The organism is Methanobrevibacter boviskoreani JH1 (assembly GCF_000320505.1).
Taxonomy (GTDB): domain Archaea; phylum Methanobacteriota; class Methanobacteria; order Methanobacteriales; family Methanobacteriaceae; genus Methanarmilla; species Methanarmilla boviskoreani.
In genome coordinates this window covers 1-13,859 of sequence record NZ_BAGX02000018.1, presented here as the reverse complement: position 1 = coordinate 13,859, position 13,859 = coordinate 1, and the positions used below count along the sequence as shown (strand labels likewise).

The window sequence follows — 13,859 nt, the reverse complement described above, 5'->3', positions numbered from 1 at the left end:
TTTTAATTCTACTAGTTTTTTTTAAAATTTAAATATTCTATTTTTAATAATGCTTATTTTATTTTATAAACCTATTTTAATTTTTAAAATTGGATTTTTCTATTTTCTTTTATTTGGAGAAAAATTAAAAATATTAGGACCAGGATTTTTTAATTAGATTCATAAATTGTTGGTTTATTTAAAAAAAGTTATATAATTTGTAATCCAAAATAATAATATTATATTTATTAAGGGGTTATATTATGAAAATACTCATTATAACTGGAAATTTAGCTTATCCTGCAATTTTGGATATTGTTAAGGATTCAAATAAAGAAGTTATTGTCCATAAAGCAAATACTCAAATAGCGGCCTTTTTAACACCTAATCAAATTATTAAAGAAATAAAAAATAATATTCAAGATCAATTAGATACTGTTGATGTGATTTTAGTTCCAGGTTTAATTAGAAGATCTACCGATAAAATCGCTGAAGAATTGAATATTCCTACTTTTAAAGGACCTACCGATTGTGCTGACTTAGGAGTGGTTATAGATTTAATAGATAATCTAAATCTCGCCACTGATAAACCTGCAGATCGTTTAATTGAAGAGGAAAAAGAAAAAGAGCATTTAATTTTATTAAAGATTTCGAAAGCGATTCTCAAAAAAGGGAGGAATTACTTAAAAAGCCTAATAACATATTGGTAGGTAAATTGGCTGTAGGTGAAGATTTTCCTATTAGGGTGTTATCCGAGATTGCAAATGCTCCATCCCTTCCAAAAGAACGTTTGATTAAAAAGGCAAAACACTTTGTTGAAAGCGGTTCCGACATGATTGACATTGGAATGGCCGCTGGTGAAGATAATTCTGATATGATTCCTGATTTAATTAAAACTTTAAGACCTATTGTTGGAGATAGACCTTTAAGTATAGATACTTTAAACCCTAATGAAATTAAGGTTGCCGTTGAAAATGGTATTGATTTGGTTTTAAGTGTGGATTTAGGTCATGCTAAGGAACTTGTACCTTTACTTAAGAAATATGATGTTCCGGCTGTGCTTCTTCCAACTAATTTTGCTGTAAATAAGGTTCCACATACAGTTGATGAGAGACTTGAATATATTGATGAGTTAATTGGATATTGTAGCAAATATTCCCCTGAAGACGAACCTATTGATTTCATTGCAGACTTAATATTGGATCCTGTAAACAGTAGCAGTATTACTGATTCACTTATTGCATGTAAAAAATTTAAGGAAAATAATCCCTATCCCTTATTTTTCGGTGTAGGAAATGTAACTGAGTTATTGGATACTGATTCAACTGGAGCCAATGCATTACTTGCAGGTATTGCAATGGAAATAGGTGCATCTGTTTTGTTCACTCCTGAGGAGAGTGGTAAAAATGAGGGTAGTGTATATGAGTTAGCTATTGCAAGCAAGATGATGTTTCTTGCAAAGCATAGGTCTTCAATACCTAAGGATTTAGGAATTAATCTATTAAGATTTAAAGATAAAAAACAAAGAGCGGATATATTGGGTGAAGAAATGTATGAGGATCAATCAAATATTAAACATATAATTGCTAAGGAATCTAAACGTTTTATACTTGACCGTGCAGGTAGTTTTAAAATAAAGGTTAATTATGCTGAAAATCTTGAAGATAGAAGTATTATTGTTACTCATTTTAAGAAAACAGTTCCGGATATTGTTGTAGAAGGTAAATATCCTAAAGAGATTTATGATGAGCTTGTAAAACAGGGTTTGGTTTCTAGAATGGATCATGCAGCTTATTTAGGTTCTGAGTTACAGAAGGCCCAAATAGCAATGATTACAGGAAAGGAGTATGTTCAGGACTTCGAATTATTCGATAAACCAATTAATTTTAATGAAGATTAATTGATTTATTCATATTTATTTCTCTATATATTCAATTTAGTTCAAAATAACTTATTTTTAGAATATTTTAAATCGTCTTATATGGGGTATATATTGAAATTTAAATAGTTACCAATATTTTGGGAATTTCTTTTATTTAAATCTCATATACTTTTTTTATTTAGGTTTTAAATTTAAAGATGTTCTTTATTTAGATAAACCTTAAAATTACTTATTTTTTAATATATTTTTTAAGTATTGAAAATCCATTAAGATTTAAAACTGATTTTAAAGATGTTAAAAATAGTTGTTATTGTATATAAAAAGAAAATTTTAAAAAATAGTTAAAAAATTTAGAGTAAGATTACTCTAAATGAATAATTTAATTAACCAGTATATGGCTGGTCGTAGGTATCTCCATGACCATGTTCATATCCTGAATCAGAAGATTGACTACCACTGTCTTGGCTGTAATCACTTGATCCGGAATCTGAGTAACTACTTCCAGATTCATAACCTGAACTAGAACTATCTGTACTATAGTAACCATTATCACTTGATACAGAACCGGAATCACTAGAACCACTAGTTGTGTCAGGAGTAGTGTTAGTTGTATTATTAACGGTTAAATTGCTTGTTGTGCTGTTAGTAGTATTATTAACTTCCATGTCTCCTTGGGAGTTCATAGCAAATACTGTAGCACCAGCAACAGCTATAATTGCAATTACGAGAACAATTATGATAATGTCTTCATTTTCCATATTTTTCATTCCCTTAATTATTATTTTATTATTATATTTTTTATGTATAATATAATATTAATCTTTTGTTAATCTTTTATTTGGAAATTTTACTTTTTTTTAAAATTTTAATTGATTTTAAATTTATTAATAAATTATTTAAATTAATTTAAAGCATAAAAACTGTTGATTATATTTTGAATATCGGGGTTTATATTATTGCCTAACCATTCAATCATAACTCTTTTGCTGTTGACTGAAAAGAATGCCAATCTATAATCCCCTCTTGTATTGGAGTGTAAGCTTACATAATATATATTGTGACCATTAACTGTCGTGTTTTCAGTACTTAACCCAGTATCCTGATTGTTTTCTCCCTCTGCAAAATATGCATAGTCATTATTATACATATTATCTCCATCACCATCATTATTGTAAACCGTTATATATAGACTGTCATTACTAGTCCCATATAAATCATAACCTGTTTTACTAGTTACACAACCGTTCTGATAATTATCAGGTATCATACAAGTGTAACCGTTAATAGTTGTATTTTTACCTGTAAGATTTGCAGTATTATTATTGCTTACACTTTGATCATTATTATTAACTGTAAATACAATAAGTCCTGCAATGATGATTATTAAGATAATAATTCCACTAATCAATGTCTTTCTATTCATATTATACCTTTAATTATTTATTTTTGTAAATTGTATTTTTCTTAAAACTTTCATCGGATTATTTTTCAAATTTTCATTAAGTTTTTAGGATTGGAATATTAAATCCATTTCTTAATATTTTGAATTTCTTTTAAATTTTTCATTAAGTTTTTAAGATTTAGAATATAATTATTATTATAAAATATGATTTTAATTTTATTTAAAAATTTTATTTTAATAATATTATATTAAATAGAAATTATAAATCATTTATTGTTGTATTAATTTATTTTTATTAAAGGTTATTCTATGGAAAATATAAACATTGACGATATAAACAAAGGTTTATTGGAAAACAACTATGTCTCAGATTCTGAGATAACCACCACTGTTTATTTATCATTGGCTTTAAATAAACCTATATTAATTGAAGGACCTCCAGGTGTTGGAAAAACTGAACTTGCAAAAACCGTTGCAAAATCTTTAGGCAGAAACTTCTTCAGAATCCAATGTTATGAAGGTATAACTTTTGAACAGATTGTTGGTGAATGGAATTATCAGAAACAATTGTTAGAATTGGAAGCCATTAAGGGCAAATCCAAGGATATTTCTACAGATATATTCCAGGACGAATATTTTATAAAAAGACCTTTACTTTCTGCTTTTTCCACTGAAAAGGATTCAGTTTTACTTATTGATGAGATAGACAAAGCAGACGAGGAAGTTGAAAGTTTTTTACTTCAAGCTTTAGGTGAAAAGGAGATCACTGTTAATGATTTGGGAACATTTCCCCTTAAAAATGATTTAATAGTTATTTTGACTTCAAACTCTCAAAGAATGTTACTTGATGAAACAAAAGACAGATGTTTATTCTTATATATTTCATATCCTTCTGTGGAAAGGGAAGTTAAGATTGTTAAAAGAAAAGTCCCCGAAGCAGATGATGATTTAATCACTAAGGTTGTAGAGTTGGTACATAGAATTAGAAAATTAAATCTTTTAAAGAAACCTTCTGTAAGGGGTAGTGTTGATTGGGTAAGATCCGTTCTTAATTTAAATATGGACAGTCAGGATGAAGCACTTAAACAGAGTATTGGTTCAGTAGTTAAAAATAAATCTGATAAGGAAAAGGTATTAAAAGAAGTCTTAAAAGATTAATTTTTTATTTAACTTAGTATAGAATAGGAAAGTTAATCTAGTAATTCTTTATTTAATATTTTTTTTTTTATAATGAGATTAGAATTTATTGTAATGTGGTTGCTATGATAGAAGTAGATCAAATTGTTGAATTATCTAATAATTTAAGAGATGAGGGCATGGCTGTAAGTATTCGTACTACTCAAACAGCAATGGATACCTGTGATTTATTAGATACAAACAATAAGGAACTTTTAAAACAAGCTCTTAGATCTGTTTATGTTAAAAATAAATATGATATTCCTAAATTCAATAAACAATTTGATGAAGTCTTTAAAGAGAAGAAATCTTTAAAATCTGTAGAGCAGGAATCCACTAAAATGCCTAGGAATTATCGTTCTGGCTCTAATAAAATGAGAGTTGTTAAGAATAAGAAAGCTCCAAAAGCTCATGTAAATAGTAAATTTAAAAATAAATTAGAAATGGCGGAGTATCTGGGTACCCCTCCACTTCATGAAAGTGATGACGATTTGGAACGTGATTCTGAACTGCTTAATAAGGACTTAACAAAAATTAATCAATTTGAACCACGTATGTTGGAACTGTGTCAAGAATTAGGACGTCGTATTGCTAATAAACGTTCAAGACGAGAAAATCAGGCTAAAACTAATAAGATTGATATTAGAAGAACTATTAGGACCAATCTAAAATATGGCGGTACAACAATAGATTTAGTAAAAGCTAAACCAAGACCTCATAAAAATCAGCATCTTTTCCTGGATGACATTAGCGGATCATGTGAGTGGATCAGTAGTTGGTTTTTCATGTTAATGTATTCATGCCAAACAGCATTTAAAGATTCAAGAACATTTGAATTTGATAATAAAACCGTTGAAACCACTGAAGCTTTAAAATCAAATTACCTTTTTGATGCCTTTGTAAAGGTTAAAGATATTCGTATTAAAAATGCTATGGTACATGGTACATCAGATATGTATAGGGCTTTTAATTCATTTATAAAACAGGCTGATATTTCAAACAAAACTTATATTGTTATATTATCTGATTGTCGTGATTGGGCAGGTCCTAAGGTAAATGGCGTTCAAGCTAGTACCGATTTAGTACGTCAAATGGTTAAACTTTCTAAGAAAGTTATTATATTGAATCCAGAAGATAGAAATAAGTGGGATATTGCAGATAGTTGTGTATCATTATATGAGGATGCTGGTGCTAAGGTATATGAAGTAAATACTTTAAATCAATTGGCAGATTTTGTAATGGATATGCATTAATATTGGTCTTTTTTTAACTTTTTTTTAAAGTTTAATCTTCTAAAACTATATTTAATAATAAACTAAAACATATAAAAATCTATATTTAATAGAAACATTTTAACTTATCAAATTATTTAAAAATTCTGTGATAATTATGAGTGTATGTACAAAATGTGGAAATCCTAATGTTATAATTACACGTAAACAGTCAGGCCAATCTTTATGTGCTGATTGTTTCATTAAAAGTGTGGACAAAAAGGTTCAACAAACAATTAGGCGTGAAAAATTACTTAATAAAGGTGATAAAGTTATGGTTGCATTATCCGGTGGTAAGGATAGTGTGGTAACTTTGGATATTCTAAATAGTTATAGGGAAAGACATGTTATTGATTTATGTGCTGTAACTATTGATGAGGGGATTAAAGGTTATAGGAATGAAGGTGTGGACATTGCCATATCTCATGCCAAACGTTTAGGAATTGAACATAAGGTTGTCTCATTTAAGGATTGTTTTGGTATTGATTTGGATGAGATAATGAAAACCGACAATCATAGGGGGTCATGTACTTATTGTGGTGTGTTTAGACGTTGGATTATTAATCGTACTGCAAGGGAGTTTGGGGCTGATAAAATAGCAACAGGTCATAATCTTGATGATGAGTCCCAAGCCGTTTTAATGAATTATTTGGAGGGTAACATTAATAACTTATCTTCATTAGGTGCTCTTACCACTTCTAAAAGTCCTAAATTTACACCTAAGATTAAACCTTTAAGGGAAATCCCGGAAAAGGAAGTAGGTTTGTATGCTTTGGCGAAAGGTTTGGATATTCATCTTGCAGGATGTCCATATGCTCAGGAATCTTTTAGAATGGAAGTCGGAAATATTTTAAAAGACTTAACTAAAGATCATCCGACCATGATGTATTCTGTAATTAAAGGTTATGATAAACTTAAACCCCTTGTAAAGGAGAATTATCCTCCTGAATTTCATCAGGGTGATTGTGCCATTTGTGGCGAGCCGTCATCTAATGAACTTTGTAGGGTTTGTACTTTTTTAAAAGAGTTAGGTCATAGGGTTCAATTATAATATTTTTTAGTTTTTTAATTATTATCTTATAATCTAAACCTTTTTTTAAGTTTTTAAATAACTTATTTTATTACTTGAATATTCCTAAACTGAAATCTGCCTAATAATTATTATATAAAAAGAAAAATAAATTAACTATTGTTATTATAATTTAGAATTATTATCTATAAGGAGAAATTAATAGATGTCATATACTGTTATATATAAAGATAAAAAAGAAGAAAGAGAGTTAAATGGTAAATATACAATTCAGAATCTTTTGGATGATTTAGACATTTCTTCAGAAACAATTGTTCCAAAACAAAATGGGGATATTGTAGTTGAAGAATCTGAGATTCATGATGGTGATGAAATAAAGATTATCCAAATCATTTATGGGGGATAATTCCATATTATCTTTAATCTTCTTAGATTTTATAAATGCATATAATTTAGCTATTTTTATCTAATTTTATTCTTAATTATTCTCTAATTTTTCACATTTTATTAAACTTTTAATATTTTAAATAATATACCATATAACATAATTAAAATTATGGTGATAATATTAAAGTTAATTATGAATGTGGGCCTTGTTTTTTACGTCAATCTAAGGATGCCTTAGATGTAATAACTAATGATGAAGATTTTAAATTGGATATTATCTCTGAAGTATTTAAACTATTGGCAAAGGAATATAAAAGGGGTGCTAATTCTAACTGGACCGGTTCTAAAGTTCACAGATTAATTAAAGAACTCACAGGATGTGAGGACCCTTATAAACTACAGAAAAAGCAGTCTAATGAAATGGCATTAAGTTTCATGGATGATGTGGAAAATATTTTAAAAAAAGACGATTCACTGGAGACCTGTGTAAAGATAGCTATTGTAGGAAATATAATTGATTTTGGTGCATATGGCTTGGATACCGATTTTGAATCATTAATTAAAGAAAGTTTAAAGAAGGACCTTAAGATTAATCAAACAGATTTATTGGAGGAAGCATTAAACAAACATGATGATGTTTTATATCTGGTAGATAATGCAGGTGAGATTGTATTTGATAGGATATTACTTTGGAAAATTAAATCTTACGGGGTGAATATTACACTTGCAGTTAAGGAGAAACCAATAGTAAATGATGCATGTATGGAAGATGCACTTAGTGCAGGTTTAGATGAATATGCAGATATAGTAAGTACCGGTGAGGATACAGTTGGAGTGGTATATCATGAATTCTCAGATGATTTTAGAGAAATCTTTGATGATGCAGATTTTATTATTTCAAAAGGTCTTGGAAATTTTGAGGGTCTAACTGAATTGGATTTAAAGGATAAAGATGTATTTTATCTTGCCTGTGCTAAATGTCCCGTATCCGCTAACTTAATTGGTATAAATTTAGGGGAGATGTTTCTACTTAAATCCGATTATCTTAAACTTTAATCTGTTTTTATGGGGTTAATGATTTGATTTGTTTATATCTTGAACTTTAATAAGATTAATTGGAAATTTAACTTATTAGGATTAAAATTGATTGTGGAGGTTTAAAATTGATTGTTGGATTTATAGGTTTTGGTGAAGTATCATCAACAATATCCAATATACTTTCAAGAAATGGCGTTCAAACAGTAACAGTTGTTAAAGGTAGAAGTGAGAAAACTAATATTAGGGCTATTAAATCCGATGTACAGATTATAGATTCATATGATGCTTTAGTGAAGGGTTCTGATGTAGTCATTTCCGCTAATTCACCTGCCAATGCATTGAATGTTGCCAAAAAAGTTTCTAAATTAATGGATGATGGAATTTATATTGATCTAAATAATGTATCTCCAGATACAACATTGAAAATGTCACAATTATTTGAAAAACCTCAGGAAACATTGCCTAAAATAGAAGAGAAACATAGTTTTTTTAAAAAACAAGAGGATGTAGATATGAGAAACATGTTTGTTGACGGTGCAATTATAGGCAAAGTGTCTAATGATCCTACAACTATACTTTTCTCAGGTCAACGTAGTGGGGATTTAGCTATTCTAAATAATTATGGTTTGAATATAATGATTGTAAGTAATAAACCAGGTGATGTTTCTACATTAAAAACTTTAAGAAGCTTATATACTAAAGGGGTTTCTGCTGTTTTAATGGAGGCTTATGAGGCTTCTAAGGAAATCGGTATGGTGGATCAGCTATTTGAAATTCTATCCTTAACCGAGGGGGAGACATTTGAGGAAAAATCAAAATCAAGAATTAGAAATTCCTATAAAAATTCCAAAAGAAAGGTGGAAGAGATGGATGAGGCTTTGGAGTTTTTAGATAAAATTTCCCCTAAGGGCAAAAAGAATTTCATGACAAAAGCAGCAAGGGATAAGTTTAATGATGTAAAATAATGTAAAATCTATTAATTTAATTTCTATTTTTTTTTAAATCATTTTTTTTAATTTTAATCTGTAAAACGAGTTTTATAATTTTGAACAACATTTTATAAAAGTTTTAAAAAGAGTTTTTTCTATTCTGTAAATTAATATATGATAATCATTGAAGGATTATAAAATTTAAAGATTAATATCTATCTATAAATTTTAATAATCCACAAATAATTAACCATATTCCAACAATTGAACCAAGAATAATTTGATTTGACATGAATAATACAATTATTAAATATACTAAACCTAATACTATTCCAAGGATTCCTATATAAAATCCATATTTACTTTCTCTATCACTAATTATTCCTATCAATCCAATTATTATTAGGAATATTCCAACAAGATATGGGATTATTCCATTAAAGGAACTTATTAAATTTGGATTAAATAATATAAATATGCTTATAATTAATAATATTAAACCGATTATTGTATTAAGTATGCTCTTTACAAATTGATAATCTACTTCATTTACTCCACTTAGAAGTAAATATATTGCAATTAAAAGGATAGATAAGCCACATATTGAATTTACACCAATATATCCAAGTATTGGAAAGGCAATTAAAATAATCCCAAGTATTAAAGCTATAATACTCATGATTTCATTCTTCATTTTTTTCCTCCAATCTTTTAAAAAATTATAATCTATGAGATTAAATTCAATGATTTAAACTATTTATTTGTTTTTATTAATTTAAAATTATTACTAATTTTTTTATAAGTTTTATAAATTAGTATAATGGTAAGTGATTAATTCTATTTTCTGATCTATTAATATCTCCAGTTTTAACCTCTGCTAACCATTGATTTTTACAGTCACAATCATATTCAATCTTGGATTGGGCGATGTTGGATTCTATAATCATATTTTTAAGGTCTTTACTACATTTTTTACAATTGTATGGTCCCCTTCTAGAACCAAATGCTGATGTGTCCATTAAGGAAGGTATGGAAACTTCATCTCTTATTGTGTTAATTATGTATACGGTAGACCAAATCCATGGTGGTTGATATGATCCCTTTCTCCACAATCTCTCAATTAATGTTCCTCCATGTATTGTTGCAGGACAAAATGACAGTCTGTCAACACCAATGCTCTCAGCATAGATTCCAGTTTCTATTGCCTCATCTATTGCCTCTTTTTCAGATAAAAGAATCGGTTTTACAAAGATATAAGGTTTTGCTTTAATATTGTAGTTCTTCTCTTTCCTTGCTTTTTTAATAATGTTTACTGCTTTTTCAAAATCTGCTTTTGTAAAACCTTTATTGATATTGTATAATCTTGTATGGTCATTATAGGTTTCAAGGCCCATACTTATCTCAAATAATTTGTCTCCAATAATATTAAATACCTCATCAATAGCCTCTTCAGTTACATATTGCGGACGTGTTTCAATAACAATTTCGCTAATCTCATCAGTGTCCTTCAATATTTGGAGAATCTCATCACGTGCTTCTTTTGGAACTTCTTTAGGGTTTAAGAAACTACCTGATGCAAAAATCTTTATAGCTATTTTATCTCCATTTCTATAATCTTCTTTGTAAGGGTGTTTTTCCATTTCTTTTTTAAATAATTCAACAATCTTGTCACTTGTAACAGGTTCTAAAGTACAATCATTAATATAACTGCACATTGTACATCCGCCACTAGGACCTAATGCCCAACTACATCCTTCCGTTGCTAGTATTAAAAATATAGTTTTACCAGGGCCTGAATATAATAAATCCTCATTATACCAACTGGTAGATACTTGTTCGGGTACTTTAGGTTTTGCTCTTGCTGTAGCATTGTCTCTTATCTCTTTAGTTAATTGTTGAATCTCCATATAAACCACTTAAATAATAAATTAAAATAAATTTTATATTTTTTATAATTAAATAATATATTTATAGATATTAATTGTTATATAATTTATTTAGTATTTAATAAATATTAAATCTTAAGCGAAATTGGTAGTGTTATTATTATTATTGGTCATTTTGATGATACATCAAAGGTATTGAAAAAATATGGTTTTAAATCCCGAAAGGTAAGATCAATTTTTACTAAAAGAAATAATGAAAGGAAATTGTTTCTTGAAGATTTTACAATTAACCCATATTTGGGATGCTCTTTTAATTGTAGCTATTGTTATATTAATGGCAGTAAATATGCCGGTAGTACTGATTCTTATTATGTTAAATCTAATGCAATAGAACTTACAAAATCCGAGTTAAAGAAATTGGTTAAAAATAATAAAAAGGGGTTTGTTTGTTTTGGTTCTGCAACGGATCCATATCAGGATATTGAAAGTGAACTATATCTAACCCGTGACTTATTAAAATTAGTTAATAGATTTCATTTTCCTGTACATATTCTTACAAAATCTGATTTGGTATTGAGGGATACTGATATCTTAAAAAAAATTAACCAGCCATTAACTAATTTACCAGATGACCTTGACTTGGATACTAAGGTTTATGTTTCCTTTTCTTTTTCTACATTAGATGAAAATCAAAGAAAGATATTTGAATCAAGTGCTCCTTCTATTAAAAGACGATTAAATGCTATTAAGATTTTGAAAAATAATGATTTTAAGGTAGGTGTATCCTTTATGCCCATTTTACCGTTTATAGCTGATTCTAATAATGAGTTAAATAAAGCTATGGATGTTTTTTCGAATATTGGAGTTGATTATATTGTTCCAGGTTCAATGTCCTTATTTGGTAACGGGTTAAATGATTCAAGAGTTAAATATTTTAACTTGATTAAGAGATATTATCCAGAACATTATGAGGATACTAGGGATCTTTTCTTTAATAAGAAAACTTCTAGATACAATAATTACCCTCCAACATCATATCAGAATAATCTTTTAAGAAGAATCTCAAAGATTGCTAAAGAGTATAATATTAAAACTTCAATGTTTTCTTAATTGGTTGAAAATTGGATAAAATTCAATTTTAGATTAAATAATACTTAAATATAAAACAGGATCTTTTAAGGCTTTTTTATTAATTTCTAATGATTTTATATTTTTATTAAATAATCTGAATTTTAGTAATTAGTTTAAAATAAGATTTAATTCCAGATAATGTGTTATTTATAAAAATAGTTTAGATAGTTATTAAATTGTAAAAGCAGTATTTAAAAAAAGTAAAAAAAGAAAAAAGAATAAATTAAATTTAGAAACTGTTAATTACGTCTCCTAATAATTTAATAGATTCTTCTACGTCTTTACCTACAGGTGAACCAGCTACGTATTGGGTTACTCCCATTTCAGCTAAGTTTTCAATTTTTGGTACAAAGTCTTCTGGGGAACCAGCTACAGCGAATGCATCTAATGCTTCGTCAGTAACAGCTCCAATAGCTCCACCGAAGTCACCTTTACCTAATAAGTCACCTAATTTTTTGTTGTATCCTTCAGGTAATCCGTGTCTTTCAATAACTAAGTCAGGAGCACCTGATGCAATAAATGCTACAACGATTTTTGCTGCGTTTCTAGCTGCTTCGGAATCAGTTCCAATAGAGGTAGATGTGTATGCACCTACATCGAAGTCTGCAGTAGATTTACCAGCAGTTTCAAGTCCTTTTTTAATTTGAGGCATAGCAGCTTCATAATCTTTAGGGTTTGATGCGTTAATTAATACACCGTCTGCGATTTCTCCAGAGGTTTCTAACATTTTAGGTCCTTGTGCACCCATGTAAATAGGAATAGAATCTTGTACAGCTTTTACTCCACCTAATTTAGCTCCACTTTCAGTTGCTTCTCCAGCAGTTAAGGTTCTAATCTCAGCAATTGCTGATTTAATAGTGGATAATGGTTTACTCCATTCAACACCTAAACTTTCAAAGGTTGCTTTGTCACCAGGTCCAATACCAAAGGTAGCTCTTCCATCGGAAATTTCATCAATGGTTGCAATAGCAGATGCAGATATAGCAGGTGCTCTTAAGTATGGATTAGTTACTCCAGGACCAAGTTTAATGGTTGAAGTTTCTTTTGCTACTAATGCTAAAGCAGCATATACATTTTTGTTGTTGTAGTGATCTGTAATCCAAACGTTGTCAAATCCTACATCTTCAGCTAATTTTACTAATTTTATAATATCGTCCAAAGGTTGTTGTGGGACGAATTCGATACCGAACTTCATATTTATCACCAATACTAATTCTATGTTGGAGTATATAAAGTACTTTTTATTTGATTTTAATCGAAAACTTTAAATATTAATTAGTTTTAGCTTTGGGATTTTTACCTATAATTTAGGTCATTAATACTTTTTATATTTTTAGTAATAATGCATTTATTTTTATTATTTATAATTATCTTTTAGGGGTTTGAAAATTTTTTTTAGTAAATTTAGATTATAATTTATTTATAACTATATTTAAAAGTTTATTACTTTCAATTTTTTTAAATATTCATTAATAATGGTTTATTAATAATAATTCTTATTATTGCAATAATTTCTATTTAAATTTGTTAATGTTAAAACTTTGAGTATAGTATGAACTGTATGTAATTGGCGTTGGTTTAAGATATAATGTTTATTACATTAAATCGATGATGACTGTTTTTCCACATATGGTTAAATTCATGTTTTTATTGGCATGATCTTTAATGAGGACCTAATGCAAAGTGTTAGGTGTGATGTTGGTTTAGTAGATGTGGTGATATATAATATATATTATAATGTGTATACT

At 28.3% G+C, this 13,859-nt stretch carries 12 protein-coding genes and 1 pseudogene; 8 read left to right on the top strand and 5 right to left on the bottom strand.

Going from position 1 to position 13,859, the window contains the following annotated elements:
* Positions 1–242: 242 nt before the first annotated feature.
* A pseudogene (locus ON24_RS03935) lies at positions 243–1,879 on the top strand (dihydropteroate synthase-like protein).
* A 365-nt stretch (positions 1,880–2,244) separates the two neighbouring features.
* Here the strand turns inward: ON24_RS03935 and ON24_RS03930 are convergent.
* Together ON24_RS03930 and ON24_RS03925 are read right to left on the bottom strand one after the other, a co-directional pair.
* Positions 2,245–2,619, bottom strand: coding sequence for a hypothetical protein (locus ON24_RS03930; RefSeq protein WP_040682031.1), 375 nt, complete (start codon positions 2,617–2,619; stop codon positions 2,245–2,247).
* A 143-nt stretch (positions 2,620–2,762) separates the two neighbouring features.
* Entirely contained in the window at positions 2,763–3,284 is a 522-nt protein-coding gene (locus ON24_RS03925; protein ID WP_040682030.1) for a hypothetical protein, read from the bottom strand.
* Between the two features lie 288 nt (positions 3,285–3,572).
* On the opposite strand from ON24_RS03925, the gene ON24_RS03920 reads away from it, so the two are divergent.
* The 6 genes from ON24_RS03920 (at position 3,573) to ON24_RS03895 (ending at position 9,130) form a co-directional block, all read left to right on the top strand.
* Positions 3,573–4,421: an AAA family ATPase gene (locus ON24_RS03920; RefSeq protein WP_016358998.1), complete on the top strand. Its 849-nt coding sequence runs from the start codon at positions 3,573–3,575 to the stop codon at positions 4,419–4,421.
* A 104-nt stretch (positions 4,422–4,525) separates the two neighbouring features.
* Positions 4,526–5,692, top strand: a complete 1,167-nt coding sequence (locus ON24_RS03915) for a VWA domain-containing protein (RefSeq protein ID WP_016358997.1) — start codon at positions 4,526–4,528, stop codon at positions 5,690–5,692.
* A gap of 136 nt (positions 5,693–5,828) precedes the next feature.
* Complete coding sequence (locus ON24_RS03910) at positions 5,829–6,761, top strand: TIGR00269 family protein (RefSeq protein WP_016358996.1); 933 nt, start codon at positions 5,829–5,831, stop codon at positions 6,759–6,761.
* Between the two features lie 184 nt (positions 6,762–6,945).
* Positions 6,946–7,146: a sulfur carrier protein ThiS gene (gene thiS, locus ON24_RS03905; RefSeq protein WP_016358995.1), complete on the top strand. Its 201-nt coding sequence runs from the start codon at positions 6,946–6,948 to the stop codon at positions 7,144–7,146.
* Between the two features lie 161 nt (positions 7,147–7,307).
* On the top strand, positions 7,308–8,183 hold the full coding sequence (locus ON24_RS03900) for a damage-control phosphatase ARMT1 family protein (RefSeq protein ID WP_040682029.1): 876 nt from the start codon (positions 7,308–7,310) through the stop codon (positions 8,181–8,183).
* A gap of 107 nt (positions 8,184–8,290) precedes the next feature.
* Positions 8,291–9,130: an NAD(P)-binding domain-containing protein gene (locus ON24_RS03895; RefSeq protein WP_040682028.1), complete on the top strand. Its 840-nt coding sequence runs from the start codon at positions 8,291–8,293 to the stop codon at positions 9,128–9,130.
* Between the two features lie 172 nt (positions 9,131–9,302).
* On the opposite strand, the gene ON24_RS03890 is transcribed toward ON24_RS03895, so the two are convergent.
* Positions 9,303–9,788 (bottom strand): DUF308 domain-containing protein, encoded by a 486-nt coding sequence (locus tag ON24_RS03890; RefSeq protein ID WP_016358992.1) that lies wholly within the window; start codon positions 9,786–9,788, stop codon positions 9,303–9,305.
* 118 nt (positions 9,789–9,906) lie between these two features.
* Positions 9,907–11,001: an archaeosine biosynthesis radical SAM protein RaSEA gene (locus ON24_RS03885; RefSeq protein ID WP_040682027.1), complete on the bottom strand. Its 1,095-nt coding sequence runs from the start codon at positions 10,999–11,001 to the stop codon at positions 9,907–9,909.
* A gap of 174 nt (positions 11,002–11,175) precedes the next feature.
* On the opposite strand from ON24_RS03885, the gene ON24_RS03880 reads away from it, so the two are divergent.
* A complete protein-coding gene (locus ON24_RS03880) occupies positions 11,176–12,090 on the top strand; it encodes an SPL family radical SAM protein (protein ID WP_236254919.1) in 915 nt (304 codons plus the stop codon).
* A 250-nt stretch (positions 12,091–12,340) separates the two neighbouring features.
* On the opposite strand, the gene mer is transcribed toward ON24_RS03880, so the two are convergent.
* A complete protein-coding gene (gene mer, locus ON24_RS03875) occupies positions 12,341–13,306 on the bottom strand; it encodes a 5,10-methylenetetrahydromethanopterin reductase (protein WP_016358989.1) in 966 nt (321 codons plus the stop codon).
* Positions 13,307–13,859: the final 553 nt, after the last annotated feature.